Below are 20,752 nucleotides of genomic sequence, written 5' to 3' on the forward strand. Positions count from 1 at the left end.
GGATGCGCTTATCCGTGTCCCGGCACATCGAGGCGCCCGCCGCGGACGTGTGGGAGCTGCTCACCGACGTCGGCCGCTGGCGTGAATGGGGGCCTTCCGTGAGGGGTGCAGAACTGGACTCGCCCGGCTTCACGGCCGGCAGCACCGGCCGGGTGCGGACGGTCGCCGCTGTCACATTGCCCTTCACGGTGACGGAATACCGGGCAGGCCGTTCCTGGTCCTGGTCCGTGGCCGGAATCCGCGCGACCGGGCACCTTGTGGTTCCGGAAGGGGACGGCTGCCGGGTCACGTTCACGGTTCCTTGGTGGGCGCCCGCCTACCTCCCAGTTTGCTCTGCGGCACTGCGCCGCATTGCCAGGATCACGGTCCGCCCCGTCAGCCCGCCGTAAAGAACAGCGCACGCCGCATGCAAAGCGATAGATTTGCTCTCATGACTGAAGCCTCCCCCGCCACCGAAGCCGGCCGCGGCACCATCCTTGTCCTCAACGGACCCAACCTGAACCTGCTGGGTACCCGGGAACCGGAGAAGTACGGCACCGCAACGCTGGCCGACGTCGAACAGCTCGCCAAGGAGGCCGCCGCCGCCTACGGCCTGGAAGTTGAATGCTTCCAGTCCAACCACGAGGGTGCACTGGTTGATGCCATCCACGCCGCGCGGGGCAAGGCCATCGGCATCGTCCTCAACGCCGGCGCCTACACCCATACGTCTGTGGCCATCCGCGACGCCATCTCCGCAGTACAGCTGCCCGCGGTGGAAGTCCACATCACCAACGTCCATGCCCGTGAAGAGTTCCGGCACCACTCGTATCTTTCGGACATCAGCAAGGCCGTGATCGCCGGCGCCGGCGTGATGGGCTACCGGTTCGCCGTCGAATACCTCGCAGAACTGAACGCCGGCAGGGCCTGATCATGGGCGCGGGGAACGCGGGCACCGCGGACTGGTACCGGAACTTCGGTACAGTCGATGCGCCGGCGTCCTCCCCGTGCTACGCAGAGTGGTCGCTGGGAATCGCCGGCGATCCTGAACTGATCAGCCGTATTGAACTGTGGCCGCACAACAAGCGGCAGCCCCTGCTGATCCTGGCGGCAGCGCGGTTCCTGGGCGCCGGGATCACGCCGTACCGAGAGTTCCGGGAGTTCCTCCTTGCACGCTGGGACGAGGTCTCGCGGATCGTTCTCTCCCGCGCCACGCAGACCAACGAGGCAGGCAGGTGCACCACTCTGCTGCCGTCCCTCGCCGTCATCGCCGGCTCGACAGGCCGTCCCCTGGCACTGATCGAGGTGGGTGCCTCGGCCGGGCTCGCGCTGTTTCCGGACAAGTACGCCTACGAGTACGACGACGGCGCGTCAGTCACGCGGCTGGTGCCACAACCGGACGGGGCCCGGTCCGCGGCGGAGGAGCCGCCCGTTCTGCGCTGCACCGTGGAAGGGGCCGTCCCGCTTCCTGCAGAGCTCCCCCAAGTGGTGTGGCGGGCCGGGATCGACCTGAACCCCCTGGACATCAACGACCCCGACGACGTCGCCTGGCTTGAAGCCCTGATCTGGCCGGAGCAGGACTTCCGCCGCGAGCGGCTGCGCCGGGCCATCGCCATAGCGCAGCAGGATCCGCCGCTGCTGGTGGCCGGCGACCTCAACGAGCAACTGGTGTCGCTCGCCGACCAGGCGCCGCCGGACGCGACCCTGGTGGTATTCCACAGCGCCGTGATGGCCTATCTGGACGCCTCCCAGCGGGAAGCCTTCCGTGCCACGATCGGTACCCTTGCGGCAGAGCGCGGCTGCCACTGGCTGTCCAATGAGGGCCACACGGTACTTGCCCAGGCCGACGGCTCCGTGGTGGTGCCGGAAATGGATGACTCGCGGCTGCAGGGCCGGTTCCTGCTCCTCCAGGACGGTGTGCCCGTGGCCATCGCCGGGCCGCACGGCCAAACCCTGGAGTGGCTCTAGGGCCCCCGCCCGCTTACTTTTGTATGCACTGCCCGCTTATTTCTGGATGCACTGCCCGGAGGAAACGGGGCTGCTCAGGCCCGGCGCCTGGGCGGCCACCGGCCCGAGGTCGTCCATGGTGATGGCAAAGCCCAGCTCGGCATCCGACGTGGCTTTCGCGAAGATCACACCGGCAACCAGGCCTTCAGTGGTGAGGAGGGGTCCGCCGGAGTTGCCCGGCTGGACATCGCCGGCAAGCCGGTACACGTCTTCCGGTGCCGGGTTGCCGCCATAGATGTCAGGGACCAGGACGGTGGTGATGTCCTGGATCGTTGCCGGTTTGGACTGGAAAGGCCCGCCGTGCGGATAACCTGCGAACGCGGCCGGGCTGCCGGCCGGCAGGTCCGCACTCAGTTGGAGCGGGGACGACGGAAGTCCGTCCACGGCAAGGACAGCGAGGTCATGCTGGCTGTCGAAGTAGACCACCCGGCCGGGCAGGGCCCCTCCTCCCGGGATCTCGACCACAGGCTGCGACACGCCCGCCACCACATGGGCGTTGGTCACAACACGCCCCGGCGACACCACGAAACCGCTTCCGGTCTGGTTCTGGCCGCATTGGTAGGCGGTGCCCGCGATTTTCAGGACCGACTCCGCGGCCTGGTTCAGGGCCGGTGTGTCCGTGCTCGCGTTGGGAATGGCTACCTGCTGGCCTTGCCCGAGCCCTTCGATGAGCGTGGGTATGCCGTCCCCGATCACGGTGGAGCGCAGCTGCGCCACGGCTGTTTTCACCGGCACGGGCGTGAGTCCGTCGATAAAGCGAATGACCTTGGACTCCGCCAACTGCTGGGAAACGAACGGCACGCCCAGGGCGCTGATGCTGAAGGAGAGCATGGACATGACGAGGGCCGCCACCACCACGTTGACTGCTCCGCCCACCACCCGGTCCATGGCCCGCAGCGGCTGGATCCGCACGGCACTGCGGATTTTGCGGCCGATCATGGTTCCCAGCGCATGCCCCAGGACAATAAGCACGACGGCGGCGGCAACGATCGCGGTGAGCCGCCAGCCGCTGTCCTCCACTAGGTTGCTGACGATGGGCACGGACACAAACGCAGCCACGGCACCGACGATAAACCCGGCAATGCCGCCAAGGGTCACCAGGAAGCCATTGCGAAGGCCATAGATCAGGTAGGACAGCAGCGTCAGGATCAAGGCCAGGTCCAGGATGGTCAAGCCGAACACACGGGCTCCTCACAAAAACAGGTAAGCCCCAATTCTAGTGGCGATCCCTGACAGTTTGCCGTGACTGACAGCCGCCCAGGGCAACCGCGAGACGCTCCGGAAAGCCCGGTCCCGCCGTCGAAATCTGCGTTGTAAAGGCGCCCCACAGGTCCGGTGCCGGCCTCAGAACCGCCATTTCAGGCGTTTCGCGTGCCAAGTACGTCACAGAACCTTCAAAATTCTGAAACAATGGCTGAAGCGCCCCAGCCGACACATTTTACTCAGGAGATTTCATGGACATCGAGGTATTGCGCCGCGCACCCCTTTTCGCCACGCTCGACGACGAAGCATTCCGTCTGCTCACGGACGAGCTCACCGAGGTGGACCTGTCACGCGGAGCCTCGGTCTTCCGCGAAGGCGACCAGGGTGATCAGCTCTACTTCATCGTCTCCGGCAAGGTGAAGCTGGGCCGCACGTCACCGGACGGCCGCGAGTCCCTGCTGGCAATCCTCGGCCCGGGTGAGCTCTTCGGCGAAATGGCCCTCTTCGATCCGAGCCCCCGCACGGCCACGGCAACTGCCGTCTCGGAGACCCGCCTTGCCGGCCTGAAGAACGAAAGCCTCAACGCACTGCTGCGTACCCGCCCGGAGGTCTCGGCCCAGCTGCTGCAGGCACTGGCACGCCGCCTGCGCCGCACCAACGACTCCCTGTCGGACCTTGTTTTCTCCGACGTTCCGGGCCGCGTGGCCAAGGCGCTGCTGGACCTGGCCGACCGCTTCGGCCGCCCGGCAACCGACGGCGTCCTGGTGGCCCACGAGCTCACCCAGGAAGAGCTGGCCCAGCTTGTGGGCGCCTCCCGCGAAACCGTGAACAAGGCCCTGGCCGAATTCGTCCAGCGCGGCTGGCTCCGCCTGGAAGCCCGTGCCGTAGTGATCCTCGACATGCAGCGCCTCCGCCAGCGGTCACGATAGTCAAACTGCGTCCGGCCCGAGGCCGGCATCCTCCGCGTGCTGCTCGTTCGTCGCTTTGACGCACGCTTCCGGATGCCGGACCTCGGGCCTTTGCGTTTATTCAGGGAAATTGCCGGTCGTCCCTTATCGGGAGAATGACGCGCAAAAATCCCCGCGACACAGAAAATGCCTGGCGACACCCGAATAACGGTGTCGCCAGGCATTTTCAGTGTCGTCAGCCAATTTGCGAGTCGTCACCGATCGGCCTCCAGCACCAGGACCGACAAGACCTGCGAGAGCGTCGCCGAAAAACCGACGGGAAGTGCGAGAGCGTCGCCGAAAAAGCGACGGGAAGTGCGAGAGCGTCGCCGAAAAACCGACGGGAAGTGCGAGAGCGTCCGTTATAGCCGGGCGGCTGTCCTTCGAATAGGGGCGCATCGGGTTCCGGAGGCCGCCCAGCGACCGGAGTGACGCCCATCGAGCGTGTTTAAGCGACGCGAAGGCCGGTGCCCGGCTAACGCGACCACGGGCACTGCCGGACCGCGACTAGCGCTCCCGCTGTGGCTCGCCGGCGACCGTCTTGGCAGCCTCGACTTCGAGCATCAGCTTGCCGCCTTCTTCGACGAGCTTCGGCTGGTAGACGTGTGCCTTGCGCTTGTAGCTCAGATAGGCGATGCACCCGTTGGCTGCCGCCATCTTCTCCAGCATGATCTCGGAGCCCGGAACCAGCAGCCGGCCGAGGGTTAGGCCCACGGTGTTTTCCTGGCCCACTTCATCGCCCAGGGCGGTGGTGTCACGCTCCGCGATGACCTTGCTGGCACAGACCCAGCGGCCCCAGACACCTTTGCTTCCCAGCAGCGTGGGCTGCTGGTTCACGGGCACAGTGGCGGCAAAGTAGCGGGTATTGAAGCGCCGGTGGGCAAAGTCGGGGCTGAGCCAGTTGACCAGCGGTTTCAGCAGGTCCGTGCGGAGGGAAAGCCCGCGCTTGGCCAGGACGTCGGTGAAGGATTTTTCCTGCTCGGCAACAGCTATCCTGGCGCGCATCCATTCCGGAGTGGAAGTGGCTTCCACCGTGGTGGACAGGTCCGGGCCGGCCAGAAGCACACCGGTTTCTTCGAAGAGTTCGCGGATGGCGCCCACCACATGGCGGCGCGCCAGCCCGACGTCGTCCGTTCCCATTTGTTCCGCCCAGTGCTGCGGTGAGGGGCCGAGCCAGCTGACGGCGTCGTCGTCGGACGCCTCAAGGGAACCGCCGGGAAAGGCTAGGACTCCGAGCGGCGAGGATCCGGGACGGTATCCCAGCCATGTTTCCAGCCCCGTGGGGGCGTCGCGGAGGAGGACCACGGAAGATGCGAGGCGGGCGGCACGTGGTGTCCGCTCGCCGTGTTCGAGCCAGCTTTGTGCTGCCCCCTCAAGATCGGGAGGCAGCACAAACAGGCGACGGGCTAACTGGGGCAAGGGAAGTGACCGGCCTTAGCTAAATTCGGCGATCAGTTCGACTTCGACCGGCGAGTCCAGCGGCAGGACCGACACGCCGACAGCGGACCGGGCGTGCTGGCCGGCATCGCCGAGGACCTTGCCCAGGAGTTCCGACGCGCCGTTGATGACGCCCGGCTGGCCCGTGAAGGACGGATCGGAGGAGACGAAGCCCACCACCTTCACGATCCGGGTAATACGGTCGAGGTCGCCGATCACGCTCTTCACCGCCGCCAGGGCGTTGACTGCGCAGACCGCAGCGAAACGCTTGGCGTCTTCGGGAGAGACCGTCGGCTCATCCGCGAAGCCTTCGGTGCCCGTGGACACCTTGCCGGTAGCTTCGAGTTTGCCGTTAATAAAGGGCAGCTGGCCGGAGGTGTAGACGTGGTTGCCGGAGATGACTGCCGGGACGTAGGCGGCCACCGGGGCCGCGACTTCCGGAAGGGTCAGTCCCAGCTCTGCCAGCCGCTGTTCCACGGCCGATACCGGCGCTCCGTTTTCCGCGCCGGAGGCCGAATTTTCCGCGCGGGCCGGGGATTCCGGCGCCGTGCCTGCGGGGCTTGTCATAACTACTGCTTCTCCCTCTTGAGGTAGGCAACGAGGCCGTTGCCGTCAGGACCGGTGACGACCTGGACGAGCTCCCAGCCGTCCTCTCCCCACTGGTCCAGAATCTGCTTCGTGGCGTGAATAATGAGCGGAATCGTGGCGTACTCCCATTTGGTCATGAGCTAAAGACTAGTCCTTGCCGGTAAAGTGGAAAACATGGCGACTGGTAAGAACCCTTTATTCGACACGGCCACCACCCTCGGAAAGATCCTTGCTTTCCTTGGCGTGAGCGCTATTTGTGGTGTCCTGGTAGCGGGCCTGCTGGTCCCGGCGGCCGCTGTTTCCGGCAGCACAGCCAGCGGTTCCATCGAGTTCTTCGACACCCTCCCGGCGGAGCTGCAGGTGGACCCGCCCAGCCAGTCCACCAAAATCCTTGCTTCTGACGGAAGCCTGATCGCCAACCTCTACGCCGAAAACCGAACGCGCGTTGCACTGGACCAGATGTCGCCATTCATCAAGGACGCAGTGATCGCCATCGAGGACAGCCGGTTCTATGAGCACGGCGGCGTGGACACCACCGGCATCATGCGTGCGCTGGTCAGTACGGCCCGTGGTAACAAGCAGGGCGCGTCCACCATCACGCAGCAGTACGTGAACAACGTCATCAACGCCTCCCTCGAGGCCGAAGGCAACACCGAGGACATCAAGCTCAACGGCGTGAACAAGGGCGTGGGCGACAAGCTCCGCGAGATGAAGCTGGCCATCGCCCTGGAGAAGAAGTTCACCAAGGAGCAGATCCTCGAGGGTTACCTCAACATCGTGTTCTTCAACCGGGACGCCTACGGCATTGAAGCCGCGTCCAAGTTCTTCTTCAGCACCACGGCGAAGGACCTCACCCTCCCGCAGGCGGCGCTGCTGGCCGGCGTAGTGAACAGCCCGTCGTTCTACGACCCCATCACCAACCCTGAGAACGCGAAGACCCGCCGCGACCTGGTTCTCAAGTCAATGCTCACACAGCACAAAATCAACCAGCCGGAATACGAGGCAGCGGTCGCCGCCCCGGTGGAAACCAAGGTCACCCCGGCCCGCCAGGGTTGTGCCTATGCGTCCACCGCCCCGTATTTCTGTGATTACGTCCTGCACCTGCTGCTCAACGATCCGGCCTACGGCGCCGACGCCACGGAACGTGAACGGAAGATCTTCCGCGGCGGCCTGACCATCACCACCACCCTTGACCCCAAGGCTCAGAACGCGGCCCAGGCCCAGGTGGACGCGTCCGCAGGCGCCAACCCGGACAAGTGGGGCGCTGCGGTGGTTTCCGTCCAGCCGAACACCGGCAAGATCACCAACATGGCGCAGAACACGGTGTGGTTCGCCGGCGACGGCAAGTTCGACAGCCAGCTCAACTTCAGCGTCGACCAGTATGACGGCAACGGCAACGACCTCAACGGCCTCGGCGGTGCACAGCCCGGTTCAACGATGAAGCCGTTTACATTTGCCGAGTGGCTCAACGAGGGCAACTCGATGAACACGATCCTGAACGGCGCGGTTCGTCGCTATCCGCAAAGCTTCCCCTGGAAGAACACCTGCCAGACGCCGACTGTTGGCTGGTATGACAGCACCAACGGCGAATCCACGGACCTGCAGAATGCCGAGCCGAACTACTACCGTTCGATGACGGTCCTTGACGGGCTGGCCAACTCAATCAACACCATGACGTTTGCCACCGCCGCCAAGGTGGACCTGTGCGGAATCCAGAAGATCGTGGACGCCGTGGGCCTCCACGAAGGCCTCCCGCAGCGGGACGACACGGGAAAGATCACAAACCCGACGCCGCCAATCACCATGACGACGCTGGGCAACCTTCTTGGTTCCAGGCAGACTTCGCCGCTGGCCATGGCGAGCGCATTCGCCACGTTCGCGAATGACGGTAAATACTGCGCCCCGATCGCGATCACTTCGGTGACGGACCAGACCGGCGCCCAGCTGCCGGCCCAGGCCACGAGCTGCCGCGATGCGATCAAACCGGAAGTTGCCCGCGGCGTGAACTACGCCCTCCAGGAAGTCCTCAACCGCGGTTCAGGCTCACTCATCCAGCCCCGGATTTCCACCAAGACCAACTTCCCCATCGCAGCCAAGACCGGTACCTCCAACAACAACGGGTCGACCTGGGTGGTGGGCCACACTACCGGCCTGGCCACCGCGGCGTGGTTCGGTGATGCGCTCGGAACTCAGCAGCGCGCGGGCCAGAACGTGACCGTCAACGGCAAGTTCTATACGGGCATCGACGGCTACATGATCGCCGGGCCGATGTTCTCCAACTTCATGTCCCAGGTTGCGCCCGCGTACGGCACCAACCCGTTCACGGCCCCGCCGTCCAACATGGTCAACGGGGCGCCCACGCGGACCACCACCCCGACGACGCAGAGCACCGCACCGGCAACCGCGCCGGCCACTCCGGCTCCGTCGCCGGAGCCCAGCAAGGACAACGGCAAGGGCAACGGGTAGAGCACCGATGGGGGACAAAGCAACGCTGGCAAGCCGCGCCCGGAGCATCGGGCGCGGCTTTGCCGTAACCGCGGCCGCCGGTGCCGCAGCCGGCATGGCAGCGACGGGGTACGGGCTGTGGGAGAAGAACCAGTTCGTCCTGCGCGAAGAAACCCTGCCCATTCTTCCGGCCGGTTTCGGTCCGTTCCGGATCCTTCACCTGAGTGACATCCACTTCGTCCCGGGACAGACCCGGAAGGCCCAGTGGCTGTCCTCGCTCGCGGAACTGGAACCGGACCTGGTGGTGAACACCGGGGACAACCTCAGCCATACCAAGGCGATCGACCCGCTCCTGAAGGCGCTGGCCCCCCTCCTGGAATACCCCGGCGTCTTTGTGCCCGGGTCCAACGACTACTTCGCGCCCACCATCAAGAATCCGGCCTCCTACCTCCTGGGACCGTCGAAAGCCCAGAAGAAGCCCGTGGAACTCGACTGGCCCAGGCTGCGTTCCTACTTCGGAATGTCCGGCTGGGTGGATTTGACCAACCGCCATCAGTCCGTGGTGCTGAACGGCCTGCGCTTTGATTTCTCCGGCGTCGACGATCCCCACCTAGGCCTGGAGAAGTACGCCGGCTGGCCCCGCGGAACCAAGGGCCAGGACAGGACCCCGCACCTCCGAGTGGCTGTCATCCACGCCCCTTACCAGCGCGTGCTGGACCACTTCACCGAGGACGGTGCGGACCTCCTGCTGGCCGGCCATACGCACGGCGGCCAGATCTGCCTGCCCGGGTACGGCGCACTGGTGGCCAACTGCGACCTCCCCACGTGGCGCGCCAAGGGACTCAACAACTGGGAAAGCAACGGGAGCACGACGCCGGTCAACGTCTCCGGCGGGATAGGCACCTCGCGCTTCGCACCGGTTCGCATCGCCTGCCGCCCCGAAGCCGTGCTGCTGACGCTGACCTCTGGCTGACTCACGGGGCGATCGAGTCCGTCGGGATTTCGGTTTCGGCAAGCTCAACACAGGCAGGACAGCGCATCCCGTCCGGGCGCAGTATTGCGGAATGCAATGAATGGGGAAGATTTCCGCGAGGCCCCGAATCCTGTGAACCGTGTCACTCGATGGCATAGGGTAGTTGCTAAAGGAAACTACATTCGCAGTTGAGCTTTAAGAAGCGGGCATGGCCAAGCAGACTCCATTCTTCACATCAATCAGCCGACTCTATCCCCATGTGAAGCCGATCATCCCCCGGCTTGTGATGGGACTTTTGTGCGCACTCCTCGCCAGTATCGTGGCGCTGGCCATCCCCCAGGTCCTGAGGGTCCTCATCAATGACTCGCTCCGGGTGGGCGGTGCCACTGACGCTGTGTGGGTCGCCTCCCTGATCATCCTGGGCCTGGGCATCGCCGAAGCCGGGCTGGTTGCCCTCCGCCGCCAGTTCGTCATCAACCCCGCAACCACCGTGGAAACCCGGATGCGGGTGTCCCTCTACGGGCACCTGCAGGACCTGACGGTCTCCTTCCATGACCGTTGGGGATCCGGTCAGCTGCTCTCCAGGGCCATGACGGACCTGAACTTCCTGCGCCGTTGGATGGCGTTCGGCGCCATCATGCTGGTGGTGACCACCCTGACGGTGGTGATCGGCGTCGTCGTGATGTTTGCCATGAGCTGGCAGCTGGCACTGATCTTCCTGGCCGCGGCCGTGCCCATCATGATCTACGGCTTCCGGTTCAGGACCCGCTTCAGCAAGGTGGCCCGACGCAGCCAGGACCAGGCCGGCGACCTCGCCACCACGGTCGAGGAATCGGTGCACGGCATCCGCGTGCTCAAAGCGTTCGGCCGCAGCCGCGAAGCCTTGGAGAACTTCAACGAACAGGCCGAGGAACTCCGCCAGACCGAGATCGCCAAGGCGAGGCACCAGGCCACCTTCAGCATGGTGGTCACCCTGCTCCCCGAGCTCGCCCTCGGCGCCGGGCTGGTGGTGGGCATCATGCTGGCTGCGGATGGCCAGCTGAGCATCGGTTCGCTCGTGGCGTTCTTCGCCACCGCAGCCGTGGTGGCCGCGCCCGTGGAATTCAGCGGCATGCTCCTGGCCATGGCGCTTACCGCCAAGACGGCCATCGACCGGCATTTCGAGGTCATGGACGCCGCCAACACCATCACCAGCCCGGAGCATCCCCGGGAACCCGACTTGCTCAAGGGCGCGCTCAGCTTCAACGCGGCGACGTTCGCCTTCGCGGACGCCCCGGACAAACCGATCCTCAAGGACGTCAGCCTGGACATCCGCCCAGGCGAAACCATGGCCCTCGTGGGAATCACCGGCAGCGGCAAGAGCGCGCTGCTCCAACTGGTCCCCCGGCTCTATGACGTCACGGCCGGCTCCATCACCATCGACGGCGTGGACCTGCGCGAGTTCTCCGTAGAACAACTTCGCACCGTGGTGGGCGTCGCCTTCGAAGACACCACCCTGTTCTCCAATTCCGTCCGCGACAATGTGCTGCTGGGGGCAAAGGAGCGGAGCCAGGAAACGCTGGAGGAAGCCCTGGACGTTGCCCAGGCCCACTTCGCCTACTCCCTTCCGGACGGCCTGGACACGCTGATCGGCGAGGAAGGCCTCAGCCTGTCCGGCGGGCAGCGCCAGCGCATCGCCCTGGCACGCGCCATCGCTGCGAAACCCAAGGTGCTGGTCCTGGATGATCCCCTGTCCGCCCTGGACGTCAACACCGAGGAACTCGTCGAAGCCCGGCTGCGCGAGGTGCTCGCCGACACCACCACACTGATCGTCGCCCACCGGCCCTCCACCGTGGCGCTGGCGGACCGGGTGGCGCTGCTCGAGGACGGCCGGATCGCCGCCGTCGGGACCCATGCGGAACTGCTGGCGCACAACGAGCACTACCGCTACGTGATCGCCAGCCTTGAAACGGAACCGCGGGACCTGGATTCCGAACTGTCGGACCTCTCAGAATTAAGCGACGAGTCCGAGGAGATTTCCCAATGACCACCGCTACCTTCGGCACCGCCAACGAGGACAACGCCCACCTGAGCAAAAGCGAAAGCAAAACCGTACGACGGCGGTCGCTCGCCTTGCTGGGCTCCCTGATCCGCCCCGTCCGGCTGAGGTTCTGGCTCACCATCACCATGGTGGTCCTCTCGCAGGCCGCCCGGGTGGCCGGACCGGCGCTGATCGCCTTCGGGATCGACCATGCAATGCCGGCACTCCGCGCCGGGGACAACTTGCCGCTAGTGCTCACCGGCGTCGCGTATCTTGCCGCGGCGATTGCCACGGCCGGCCTCACGGCACTGTATGTGACCTCGACGGCGAAGCTGAGCCAGGCGATGCTGCTGGACCTGCGGGTCCGCGTCTTCCGGCATACGCAGCGGCTCAGCCTCGAGTTCCACGAGAAGTACACGTCAGGGCGCATTATCGCCCGGCAGACCTCCGACCTTGAGGCACTGCGTGAACTCCTGGACTCCGGCGTCAGCTCCCTGGCCTCGGGGATGCTCTTTATGGTGTTCACCGCCATCACGGTGTTCGCCCTGGACTGGCGCAGCGGCCTCATCGTGCTGGCCGCAGGCGTTCCCATGTACTTCCTGGCTCGCTGGTACCAGAAGCACTCCCAGATCGCCTTCCGCGAATCCCGTGTAGTGTCCGCCCGGCTGATCGTGCACTTCGTGGAAACCATGACGGGCATCCGGGCCGTGAAGGCCTTCCGCAAGGAGCGCGAAAACGCCGCGCGCTACGGCGAACTGTCCGAGGACTACCGCGAGGTGACCGTACGCTCGATCAACCTCAACGGCGTCTTCCAGCCGGGGCTGGTGCTGATCGGCAACGTCTGCGTCGCGGTGGTGCTGCTTTTCGGCGGCTTCCGTGTGCTGGGCGGGGACCTCGCAGTCGGCGTGCTGCTGGCCCTGATCCTGTCCACCAAACGGTTCTTTCAGCCGGTGGACCAGATGGCCATGTTCTACAACTCTTTCCAGAGCGCCCAGGCGGCCCTCGAGAAGGTCTCGGGTCTGCTGGAGGAGATTCCCACCGTTCGGCCGCCGAAGAACCCCGTAGCGCTCCCCGACGCACGCGGCACCATCGAATTCAACGGCGTGGAGTTCCGGTACGGCGACGGACCCCTCATCATCCCCCGGCTGGACCTGCATATTCCGGCCGGGCAGATCGTGGCCCTGGTGGGCCAGACCGGTGCCGGCAAGTCCACGCTGGCGAAACTCATCGCCCGCTTCTACGACGTGACCGAGGGGTCGGTGACACTGGACGGGGTGGACCTGAGGAACCTCACCACGCCGGACTTGCGGCGGAACGTGGTGATGGTGACGCAGGAAGCCTTCCTGTTCAGCGGCTCCGTGGCGGACAACATTGCGCTGGGCCGTCCGGAAGCCTCCCGCGAGGAGATCGAAGAGGCTGCCCGGGCCGTTGGCGCGCACGACTTCATCATGGAACTGCCCCAGGGATTCGACACCGACGTCAACAAGCGCGGCGGGCGCGTCTCAGCCGGCCAGCGCCAGCTCATCAGTTTCGCCCGGGCGTTCCTGGCCCGCCCGGCGGTACTCATCCTCGACGAAGCCACCTCCTCGCTGGACATCCCGTCGGAGCGTCTGGTGCAGAGCGGGCTCGCCGGCCTGCTGGCGGGCGTGGCAGGGCACGACGCCGGCCGCACGGCCTTGATCATCGCCCACCGGCTCTCCACAGTGGAGACCGCCGACCGCGTCCTGGTGGTCCACGACGGACGCGTCGTGGAGGATGGTACGCCGGAGGAACTGATCGGCGGCGGCGGGCGATTCGCGGAGCTGCACGGGGCGTGGAAGGACTCGCTGGTGTAGCTCCCGCGGGGTGTCCGGGCGCCGATTTCACATGAGGGCCGGAATCCGATACTCTTGTGAAGTTGCTTTTGAAGCAACGGATCGGGATGTGGCGCAGCTTGGTAGCGCGCGTCGTTCGGGACGACGAGGTCGCAGGTTCAAATCCTGTCATCCCGACCAAAAGCAAAGAGGGTCTTCCATTCGGAAGGCCCTCTTTGCGTTGCTCCTGCGGCGTTGCCGGCCGTGGCCTCAGAGGCCCTCGAACGTGGATCGCTGGCTGGACTGGCCGTCGCCCAGCAGTGGAACCCGTGGCCGGTTGGAGCCGTCGTCCTCCCGGTAGTCTCCGCGCGTTTCATAGGTCTGGACCTGGTTCACGTACCGGCGCCTAAGCCGGAGTCCGTAGGCAAAGAGCACGAGCGCCTCCAGCAGCGACGCAATGCCCACAATCCCCCACACCAGGGTTCCGGCGTCGGCTGTCCCACCCACGACGGCGATTATCGCCGACCCCGCCACGGCGGCGACGATCAGCGAGGTCCCGGCGATGGTCCACGCGGCATAGGCACGCTTCAAGTCATTCGGTTCCCTGCGGTTCATGACACTCCCCTTGCATCGTTTGGCCAAAAAAATAGCTCCGGGACATGGTTCGCGCATGTCCCGGAGCGTGTGTTCCCTTGCGGGAAGTACGTCAACCGCCTACATCGGGTCCGGCCAGTTGCCGATGTATGCCGGGAAAGACATGGGGTCCGGCCAGTTGCCGATGGCCTGGGCAAACTGCATGGGATCGGGCCAGTTACCGATAGCGGTGGTGCTTCCCAGCTGATCCGCCCAATTGCCGGTAGGACCTGCAGACAACACTGCGGGGGCTGCGGCTGAAAATGCCAGTGCGCCAGCCAGTGCGGCGGCGGCTGCAATCTTCTTCAACATTAGGTTTCCTCAATACGAGTCGGATTCGTTACAAAGTCAGCACTGCCCTTGTTGACATACATTGTAAAATGTTTTCCACAGAGACTGTCAAGCATTTGGTATAAAGACTGTCCGGAATAAGGAGGAAACCCGTGGGGAACGGATTCGGGGAGAAGCTCCGCGCCGAACGACTCGAACGTGGGTTGACGCAAGCAGAACTGGGAAAGGACCTCTATTCTCCCAGCTACATCTCCCTCTTGGAAACAGGTCGGCGTGAACCAACCGCCGATGTTATAGAAGAGTTAGCCCGCCGGCTGGAGCTGGCCCCCAAAGCGTTGGAAGCCTGGAGCCAGCCCATCTCGGTCAGCGACGCCGAGTATGTCCTGGCCGGACTCTATGCCCGGCAGGCCTGGGACCTCCGGGACTACCCGCTCGCGGCGGCCCACGCCGCCACTGCCGCCCAGATTGCCCTCGAAGGCAAGAACACCAGCGCATGGTGGAACATGACCTACATGCAGGCGGAATGCCTGATGAAACAGGGCCAGCTGCAGGAGTGCCAGAACATCATGCAGCACCTCCTGGAGCACCCCATGGCCACCGAGTCCGCCGGACTCGGGGTGCGTGCCCGGCAGATGCTTGCCGCTGTGTGCCACGGGCAGGGACAGCTGGCCACCGCCGTCGAGCATGCCCAGAAGGCCGTGGAACTGTGCTCGCAGCTGCCCAAGGGCTCCACGCTGATCATCGGCGCCCTGCGTGCGCTGATCGGCGCCCTGGCCGAGAGCGGCCGGCTGGACGAAGCCTGGACGTACTGCCAAGCCATGAACGACCAGATGGACGACCAATCCATCTCACAGCTCGCAGGCGAGGTGGCCTGGGTGATCGGCAACGTGGCTTTTATGCGGCACGACTACCCCGAGGGCATCAAGTACCACGAGCGGGCCGCCAAACTGCTCTCCCCGGCCAACGACATCGAGCTGTGGGCACGCTTCAACAAGGCCTCCGCGGCCGTCCGGCTCTCCTCCGGCATTGTGGAACCGGAGACCCTGTCCGCGATCGAGCGCGCCGAACTGGCATTGTCGATCGTGGGCGGCAACAAGACCGACCAGCTCGAGGTGGCCTTCATCCGCGCGCGCTGGCTGTACCTCACGGGCGACATCCCGGCCGCCGTGGAGAAGCTGCGCGAGATCCACGCCGAGCGGAAGGCCCTCGCCCGTCACACGGCCGGCGAAGTTTCACTCCTGCTGGGGAAGTCACTCAAGGCCGCGGGGGAATCGGATGAAGCCCTGGTGCTCCTCGAGGAAGCGCAGCAGGAATTCAGCGCCGCCGGCGCTTCCGACCGTGTCCAGCAGGCCATGGACGCCGTACTGGAGATCAAACTCGCCCAGCGGCGCGCTGCCGCGGCCAAGGCCGCGGCAGAAGCCAGCTAGGCGAACTTACGCCCGGTGAGCTTTTCGTACGCTTCAACGTAGCGGCCGCGAGTGCGGCTCACCACGTCCTCCGGGAGTGCCGGCGGCGGCACGTCCGAAGCCCGGTCCCAGCCAGACTCGGCGGACGTCAGCCAGTCACGGACATACTGCTTGTCATAGGACGGCTGGGCTTTACCCGGCTCATAGGTGGCCGCGTCCCAGAACCGCGAGGAGTCCGGGGTGAGGACCTCGTCGCCCAGGGTGATGACGCCGGTGGACACGTCGAAGCCGAACTCAACCTTGGTGTCGGCAAGGATGATGCCGCGCTCCCGGGCGATTTCCTCGGCCTTGGTGTAGATCTTCAGGGTCAACTCACGGAGGCGCGCGGCGACGTCTTCGCCCACCAGGGCCACCACTGCGTCATAGGTGATGTTTTCGTCGTGCTCCCCCACCTCTGCCTTCGCTGACGGCGTGAAAATGGCTTCGTCGAGGCGGGAACCGTCCACCAGGCCCTCCGCCAGCGGAATGCTGCACACGGTGCGGGACTGCCGGTACTCCAGCAGTCCGGAGCCGGTGAGGTAGCCGCGGGCGATGCATTCCACCGGGAACATGTCCAGCTTCTTGCAGATCATGGCGCGGCCTTCGACTGCTGCCGGGACGCCGTCCTCCACGGTGGAAGCCAGCACGTGGTGTTCCACGTCCAGCTGGTCGAACCACCACAGGCTCAGCTGGGTGAGGATCCGGCCCTTGTCCGGGATTTCGCTCGACAGGACATGGTCGTAGGCGCTGATGCGGTCGCTGGCCACCACGAGGACGCATTCCTGGCCGAACTGCGCCACGAGGGAATCGTCAGCGGGAACGTAGAGGTCCCGGACCTTCCCGGAGTAGACGTGCCGCCAGCCCGGGAGGTCCAGTGTTTCGGTGTCCAGGCCGGCCTTGGGAGCCGTCTCAAGGGGGGAATTCTCAGTCATGCTATGCCTTCGCCTTCGTCACGGGCAGCGTTCCGGTGGCGCTGGATACCACCTTGATTTCGCCGCGCGCCGCCTTGCGCCCGATGTCGGTGCGGAACTGTCCGCCTTCAAGCTGGATCAGTTCCACGCCGTCATACGCCCGTTCGCGGGCCTCCACGAGGTCGGTTCCCAACGCCACCACGGCAAGGACGCGCCCGCCGGCGGAGACTACTTTGCCCTCCTCGTCCAGCTTGGTGCCCGCGTGGATGACGTGCACGCCTTCCAGCTCGTCAGCCTTCTTCAGTCCGCGGATCCGGTCGCCGGTCCGCGGGGTGTCCGGGTAGTTCTCGGAGGCGACGACGACGGCAACGGCGGTGTCCTTGGACCAGCGCAGCTCTTCCGCCTTGTCCAGTTCGCCCTTGGCCGCGGCCAAGAGCAGGGATCCCAGCGGAGTCTTGAGCCGGGCCAGGACGGCCTGGGTTTCGGGATCGCCGAAGCGGACGTTGAACTCGATGACGCGGGTACCGCGCGAGGTCAGGGCAAGGCCCACGAAAAGCACGCCGACGAAGGGGGTGCCGCGGTGTGCCATCTCGTTGACCGTGGGCTGCGCCACGCGGTCGATGACTTCCTGGACCAAGCCTTCCGGGGCCCACTCCAGCGGGGTGTAGGCGCCCATGCCGCCAGTGTTGGGGCCTTCGTCGTTGTCGAAAATGCGCTTGAAGTCCTGCGCCGGGGAGAGTGCGACGGTGTTCCGGCCGTCGCACAGGACGAAGACGGAAACCTCGGGTCCGTCCAGGAACTCCTCGATCACCACGGAGCCCCCGGCGTCGAAGCAGGTCTGGGCGTGGGCCAGGGCTTCGTCCCGGTTGTTGGTGACCACCACGCCCTTGCCGGCGGCCAGGCCGTCGTCCTTGACCACGTAGGGGGCGCCGAAGGTGTCCAGTGCGTCCGCGGCTTCCTCGGCGGTGCTCGCAACCCGCGCCATGGCGGTGGGCACTCCGGCCTCGGCCATGACCTGCTTGGCAAAGGCCTTGGATGCCTCCAGCTGGGCGGCCGCTTTGCTGGGTCCAAAGACCGGGATTCCTGCGGCGCGGACGGCGTCGGAAACCCCTGCGGCCAGGGGCGCCTCGGGCCCGACCACCACGAGGTCCACACCCAGCTTGGTTGCCAGGGCAGCCACGGCGTCCGGATCATTGCCGTCAATGGCGTAGGTGGGGACCAGCTTGCCGATGCCCGCGTTGCCCGGAGCCGCGTGGACTTCGGAAACGTTGGGGTCTGCAAGCAGGGAGCGGACAATGGCGTGTTCGCGGCCACCAGGGCCAATGACGAGTACCTTCACAGTCTCCAAGGGTACTTTGTGCACCCGGTCCGCTCCTAAGCCGTGACCCGCCCCCGTCAATCCTTAACGCCGGCGGCTACGAACCACCGGCATGAAGAAGCTCACGAACTGGCTCAAGGGTCCCACCGCGCTGGCCGCGCTGGCAGGCGTGGCCGCGGCCGCCGTCGTACTTTCCGTTGCGGAACTGATCGGTGCGTTCTTCACGGCGCGGGCAACGCCAATCATTGCCCTTGGCTCCACTTTCATCGACTTCACGCCGCCGTGGCTGAAGGACTTTGCCATCGCGACGTTCGGCACCAATGACAAGGCTGCACTGTTCGCCGGCATGGGGCTCACCATCTTCCTGCTGGCCTGTGTGCTGGGTGCGGTGGCGTACCGGAAGTGGGCGCTGGGCGTGGCCGGCGTCCTGCTGATGGGCGCCGTCATTGTCGCCAGCGTGGTCACCCGGGCAAGCGTGGAGCCGCTGGACGCCATCCCCTCGCTGATCGGTACCGCCGCCGGGCTGGTGGTGCTGCGCCTGCTGATGACGCGCCTGTGGCGGATGCGCCAGTGGCCCGGTGTGGCCGCGGATGTGGCAGCCAAAGGGGCCGAACGCCCGGCCACGACGCGTCGCGCCTTCTTCGCCGCAACCGGGATCACTGCCGCGGCGGCTGCCATCGCGGCCACCGGGGGCCGCCTCCTCAGCGCGGCACGCAGCAACGTCGCCCAGGCCCGTGAATCCCTGCAGCTCCCGTCGCCGGCAAAGGCCGCCCCCGCCATCCCGGCCGGAGTGCAGTCAGCCGCCCCGGGCGTCACGCCGTGGGTCACCCCCAACAATGAGTTCTACCGGATCGACACCGCCTTGAGCGTGCCGGAGATCAACGCCCAGGACTGGGAGCTCCGGGTGCACGGCCTGGTGGAGCAGGAAGTCACACTCACGTTCCAGGACCTGCTCGACGCCGAGCTGATCGAATCGCACGTGACCCTCACCTGCGTGTCCAATCCCGTCGGCGGAAACCTCGCCGGCAACGCCAAGTGGCTGGGCTTTCCCCTCCGCGAGGTCCTCAAAATGGCCCGCCCCACGGAGGGCGCCGACATGGTGCTGTCCACTTCCGAGGACGGCTTCAGCGCCTCGACGCCGCTCGAAGTGCTGCAGGACGACCGGGACGCCATGCTGGCGATCGGCATGAACGGAGAGCCGCTGCCGCTGGAACACGGCTACCCCGTGCGCATGGTGGTCCCCGGCCTGTACGGCTTCGTCTCTGCCACCAAGTGGGTGGTGGACCTCGAAGTCACCCGCTTCGCGGACAGCAAGGCGTACTGGACGGACCGGGGCTGGTCCGAGCGCGGCCCCATCAAGACCATGGCCCGGGTGGAGGTGCCCAAGTCCTTCGCGCAGGTCGCGGCCGGCAAGGTGGCGATCGGCGGCACCGCCTGGGCGCAGACCCGCGGCATCACCAAGGTGGAAGTGCAGATCGACAACGGGCCGTGGACCGAAGCCGTACTGTCCACGGAGGCGTCCGTGGTGACGTGGCGACAGTGGTCGTTCGAGTGGGATGCAACGCCGGGGCCGCACTACATCAAGGCCCGCGCCACCGACGGTACCGGCGAGGTGCAGACGGACAAGCGAGCCGATCCCGTGCCCGACGGCGCTTCCGGCTGGCAGTCGGTCATGGTGACCGTGCAATAGCCCGGCCATGGCCCCTGATTTCCCGGGTTTCCAGCACCGGCACCATAGACTTTAGCCATGCCAGAAAATCCGCATGCAACATTCACAGTGGAGTCCGCCGTCGAACTGGCAGTCGTGGAACGAAGCGGTTTCGTTGAATCGCGGCACATCGGCTCAGCCGTGGTTCTTGCCGCCGACGGAACGGTAGTCACGCAGCTCGGCGACATCACCACCCCTATCTACGCCCGCTCTGCGCTGAAGCCGCTCCAGGCCCTCGCCGCCATGCAGGCCGGCGTCCCGCTGCGCGGCGCCCAGGTTGCCCTGGCCTGTGCCAGCCACACCGGGTCGCTGGATCACATGGATGTGGTGGAGGGGATGCTCAAGGCCGCCGGCGTCAAGGAAGAGCAGCTGCAGTGCCCCACCGCCTGGCCGCAGGACGAGAACGCCCGCCACTGGCTGATCCGCTCCGAGCAGGGACGGTCCAAGCTCGCTTTCAACTGCTCGGGCAAACATGCGGCGTTCCTGTGGGCCTGCACGGAGAACGGCTGGGACACCCACAGCTACCTTGAACCCAACCATCCGCTCCAGCAGCGCGTCCGTTCCGCGATCGAGGAGTACTCCGAGGAGCGGATCGCCCACCTGGGCATCGACGGCTGCGGTGCTCCGGTGGCAGCCATCTCGCTGACCGGACTGGCCCGCGCTTACTCCCGGCTGGCCAAGGCCCCGGGGGACAAGAACTCCAATGCCCGCGCCGCCACCATCGCCACCTCCATGCTGGACTACCCGTGGGCTGTCCAGGGCAAGGGCGAGCCGAACACCATCGTGATGGACGAACTGGAGATCATCGCCAAGATCGGCGCCGAAGGTGTGCTGGCCATGGCCACCACCACGGGCGTCTCCGTGGCCATCAAGGTCCTGGACGGAAACCTGCGCGCCACCACCCTGGTGGGGCTCACGCTGCTGGCCGCCTCCGGCGCCGTGGACATCCCGGGCGTCTCCAGCGTCCTGGAAAAAGTGGTGGAACCCGTGCTCGGCGGCGGACGGCCCGTGGGCAAGATCCGGCTGGGCCACGCCGTCTCGGCCCTGTTGGACTGAC

19 protein-coding genes and 1 tRNA gene are annotated in these 20,752 nt (G+C 65.8%); 12 read left to right on the top strand and 8 right to left on the bottom strand.

Annotated elements, in window-relative coordinates; genetic code table 11:
- The first annotated feature begins 2 nt into the window (after positions 1–2).
- The 3 genes from ASF98_RS18645 to ASF98_RS18655 are packed head-to-tail and all read left to right on the top strand — an operon-like array spanning position 3 to position 1,944.
- Positions 3–389 carry an SRPBCC family protein gene (locus ASF98_RS18645; RefSeq protein ID WP_055805006.1) on the top strand — a complete coding sequence of 129 codons (387 nt, stop codon included), beginning with the start codon at positions 3–5 and terminating at the stop codon, positions 387–389.
- Between the two features lie 41 nt (positions 390–430).
- Complete coding sequence (gene aroQ, locus ASF98_RS18650; RefSeq protein WP_055805009.1) at positions 431–907, top strand: type II 3-dehydroquinate dehydratase; 477 nt, start codon at positions 431–433, stop codon at positions 905–907.
- A 2-nt stretch (positions 908–909) separates the two neighbouring features.
- Positions 910–1,944 (top strand): DUF2332 domain-containing protein, encoded by a 1,035-nt coding sequence (locus ASF98_RS18655; RefSeq protein WP_055805012.1) that lies wholly within the window; start codon positions 910–912, stop codon positions 1,942–1,944.
- 36 nt (positions 1,945–1,980) lie between these two features.
- On the opposite strand, the gene ASF98_RS18660 is transcribed toward ASF98_RS18655, so the two are convergent.
- Positions 1,981–3,165, bottom strand: coding sequence for a MarP family serine protease (locus tag ASF98_RS18660; protein ID WP_055805014.1), 1,185 nt, complete (start codon positions 3,163–3,165; stop codon positions 1,981–1,983).
- A gap of 272 nt (positions 3,166–3,437) precedes the next feature.
- On the opposite strand from ASF98_RS18660, the gene ASF98_RS18665 reads away from it, so the two are divergent.
- Positions 3,438–4,115: a Crp/Fnr family transcriptional regulator gene (locus tag ASF98_RS18665; protein WP_011693220.1), complete on the top strand. Its 678-nt coding sequence runs from the start codon at positions 3,438–3,440 to the stop codon at positions 4,113–4,115.
- Positions 4,116–4,640: 525 nt separating this feature from the next.
- Here the strand turns inward: ASF98_RS18665 and ASF98_RS18670 are convergent.
- From ASF98_RS18670 to ASF98_RS24265, 3 genes are read right to left on the bottom strand one after another with little or no spacing between them, the layout of a single operon-like run.
- Positions 4,641–5,552, bottom strand: coding sequence for an NUDIX hydrolase (locus tag ASF98_RS18670; RefSeq protein ID WP_055805017.1), 912 nt, complete (start codon positions 5,550–5,552; stop codon positions 4,641–4,643).
- A 15-nt stretch (positions 5,553–5,567) separates the two neighbouring features.
- Positions 5,568–6,137 carry a RidA family protein gene (locus tag ASF98_RS18675; RefSeq protein WP_028269890.1) on the bottom strand — a complete coding sequence of 190 codons (570 nt, stop codon included), beginning with the start codon at positions 6,135–6,137 and terminating at the stop codon, positions 5,568–5,570.
- A gap of 2 nt (positions 6,138–6,139) precedes the next feature.
- Positions 6,140–6,295 (bottom strand): DUF4177 domain-containing protein, encoded by a 156-nt coding sequence (locus tag ASF98_RS24265; protein WP_011693223.1) that lies wholly within the window; start codon positions 6,293–6,295, stop codon positions 6,140–6,142.
- Between the two features lie 37 nt (positions 6,296–6,332).
- Between ASF98_RS24265 and ASF98_RS18680 the strand changes: the two genes are divergently transcribed.
- From ASF98_RS18680 to ASF98_RS18700, 5 genes are all read left to right on the top strand, one after another.
- A complete protein-coding gene (locus ASF98_RS18680; RefSeq protein ID WP_055805019.1) occupies positions 6,333–8,624 on the top strand; it encodes a transglycosylase domain-containing protein in 2,292 nt (763 codons plus the stop codon).
- A 7-nt stretch (positions 8,625–8,631) separates the two neighbouring features.
- Positions 8,632–9,576, top strand: a complete 945-nt coding sequence (locus tag ASF98_RS18685; RefSeq protein WP_055805022.1) for a metallophosphoesterase — start codon at positions 8,632–8,634, stop codon at positions 9,574–9,576.
- Between the two features lie 208 nt (positions 9,577–9,784).
- Complete coding sequence (locus ASF98_RS18690) at positions 9,785–11,602, top strand: ABC transporter ATP-binding protein (RefSeq protein WP_055805025.1); 1,818 nt, start codon at positions 9,785–9,787, stop codon at positions 11,600–11,602.
- Positions 11,599–13,431 carry an ABC transporter ATP-binding protein gene (locus tag ASF98_RS18695; protein WP_055805030.1) on the top strand — a complete coding sequence of 611 codons (1,833 nt, stop codon included), beginning with the start codon at positions 11,599–11,601 and terminating at the stop codon, positions 13,429–13,431. The genes ASF98_RS18690 and ASF98_RS18695 overlap by 4 nt, the downstream gene beginning before the upstream one ends.
- Positions 13,432–13,513: 82 nt before the next feature.
- A tRNA-Pro gene (locus tag ASF98_RS18700) sits at positions 13,514–13,590 on the top strand.
- Positions 13,591–13,659: 69 nt separating this feature from the next.
- Here ASF98_RS18700 and ASF98_RS18705 read toward each other — a convergent pair.
- A complete protein-coding gene (locus ASF98_RS18705; RefSeq protein WP_055805032.1) occupies positions 13,660–14,004 on the bottom strand; it encodes a hypothetical protein in 345 nt (114 codons plus the stop codon).
- Between the two features lie 99 nt (positions 14,005–14,103).
- A complete protein-coding gene (locus tag ASF98_RS18710) occupies positions 14,104–14,334 on the bottom strand; it encodes a hypothetical protein (protein ID WP_055805034.1) in 231 nt (76 codons plus the stop codon).
- 131 nt (positions 14,335–14,465) lie between these two features.
- Between ASF98_RS18710 and ASF98_RS18715 the strand changes: the two genes are divergently transcribed.
- Positions 14,466–15,740: a helix-turn-helix domain-containing protein gene (locus ASF98_RS18715; RefSeq protein WP_028269883.1), complete on the top strand. Its 1,275-nt coding sequence runs from the start codon at positions 14,466–14,468 to the stop codon at positions 15,738–15,740.
- Here ASF98_RS18715 and ASF98_RS18720 read toward each other — a convergent pair.
- Together ASF98_RS18720 and purD are read right to left on the bottom strand one after the other, a co-directional pair.
- The gene (locus ASF98_RS18720) at positions 15,737–16,690 is read right to left on the bottom strand and encodes a phosphoribosylaminoimidazolesuccinocarboxamide synthase (RefSeq protein ID WP_055805037.1); all 954 of its coding nucleotides are present in this window, start codon (positions 16,688–16,690) and stop codon (positions 15,737–15,739) included. The genes ASF98_RS18715 and ASF98_RS18720 overlap by 4 nt on opposite strands.
- 1 nt (position 16,691) lies before the next feature.
- Positions 16,692–18,008 carry a phosphoribosylamine--glycine ligase gene (gene purD, locus ASF98_RS18725; protein WP_055805039.1) on the bottom strand — a complete coding sequence of 439 codons (1,317 nt, stop codon included), beginning with the start codon at positions 18,006–18,008 and terminating at the stop codon, positions 16,692–16,694.
- Positions 18,009–18,099: 91 nt separating this feature from the next.
- Here purD and ASF98_RS18730 point away from each other — a divergent pair, with 91 nt between their 5' ends.
- Together ASF98_RS18730 and ASF98_RS18735 are read left to right on the top strand one after the other, a co-directional pair.
- Positions 18,100–19,677, top strand: a complete 1,578-nt coding sequence (locus ASF98_RS18730; RefSeq protein WP_055805042.1) for a molybdopterin-dependent oxidoreductase — start codon at positions 18,100–18,102, stop codon at positions 19,675–19,677.
- Positions 19,678–19,734: 57 nt separating this feature from the next.
- A complete protein-coding gene (locus ASF98_RS18735) occupies positions 19,735–20,751 on the top strand; it encodes an asparaginase (RefSeq protein WP_055805045.1) in 1,017 nt (338 codons plus the stop codon).
- The last annotated feature ends 1 nt before the right edge of the window (position 20,752 follow it).

Source organism: Arthrobacter sp. Leaf337 (assembly GCF_001423745.1).
Lineage (GTDB): Bacteria > Actinomycetota > Actinomycetes > Actinomycetales > Micrococcaceae > Arthrobacter.

Excerpts from the sequence above, each read along its gene's own strand:
- ASF98_RS18665 (WP_011693220.1), top strand. The coding sequence starts at position 3,438 with ATGGACATCGAGGTATTGCGCCGCGCACCCCTTTTCGCCACGCTCGAC.
- ASF98_RS18680 (WP_055805019.1), top strand. The coding sequence starts at position 6,333 with ATGGCGACTGGTAAGAACCCTTTATTCGACACGGCCACCACCCTCGGA.
- aroQ (WP_055805009.1), top strand. The coding sequence starts at position 431 with ATGACTGAAGCCTCCCCCGCCACCGAAGCCGGCCGCGGCACCATCCTT.
- ASF98_RS18695 (WP_055805030.1), top strand. The coding sequence starts at position 11,599 with ATGACCACCGCTACCTTCGGCACCGCCAACGAGGACAACGCCCACCTG.
- ASF98_RS18705 (WP_055805032.1), bottom strand. The coding sequence starts at position 14,004 with ATGAACCGCAGGGAACCGAATGACTTGAAGCGTGCCTATGCCGCGTGG.
- ASF98_RS18645 (WP_055805006.1), top strand. The coding sequence starts at position 3 with ATGCGCTTATCCGTGTCCCGGCACATCGAGGCGCCCGCCGCGGACGTG.
- ASF98_RS24265 (WP_011693223.1), bottom strand. The coding sequence starts at position 6,295 with ATGACCAAATGGGAGTACGCCACGATTCCGCTCATTATTCACGCCACG.
- ASF98_RS18720 (WP_055805037.1), bottom strand. The coding sequence starts at position 16,690 with ATGACTGAGAATTCCCCCCTTGAGACGGCTCCCAAGGCCGGCCTGGAC.
- ASF98_RS18690 (WP_055805025.1), top strand. The coding sequence starts at position 9,785 with ATGGCCAAGCAGACTCCATTCTTCACATCAATCAGCCGACTCTATCCC.
- ASF98_RS18730 (WP_055805042.1), top strand. The coding sequence starts at position 18,100 with ATGAAGAAGCTCACGAACTGGCTCAAGGGTCCCACCGCGCTGGCCGCG.
- ASF98_RS18710 (WP_055805034.1), bottom strand. The coding sequence starts at position 14,334 with ATGTTGAAGAAGATTGCAGCCGCCGCCGCACTGGCTGGCGCACTGGCA.
- ASF98_RS18685 (WP_055805022.1), top strand. The coding sequence starts at position 8,632 with ATGGGGGACAAAGCAACGCTGGCAAGCCGCGCCCGGAGCATCGGGCGC.
- ASF98_RS18675 (WP_028269890.1), bottom strand. The coding sequence starts at position 6,137 with ATGACAAGCCCCGCAGGCACGGCGCCGGAATCCCCGGCCCGCGCGGAA.
- ASF98_RS18735 (WP_055805045.1), top strand. The coding sequence starts at position 19,735 with ATGCCAGAAAATCCGCATGCAACATTCACAGTGGAGTCCGCCGTCGAA.
- ASF98_RS18655 (WP_055805012.1), top strand. The coding sequence starts at position 910 with ATGGGCGCGGGGAACGCGGGCACCGCGGACTGGTACCGGAACTTCGGT.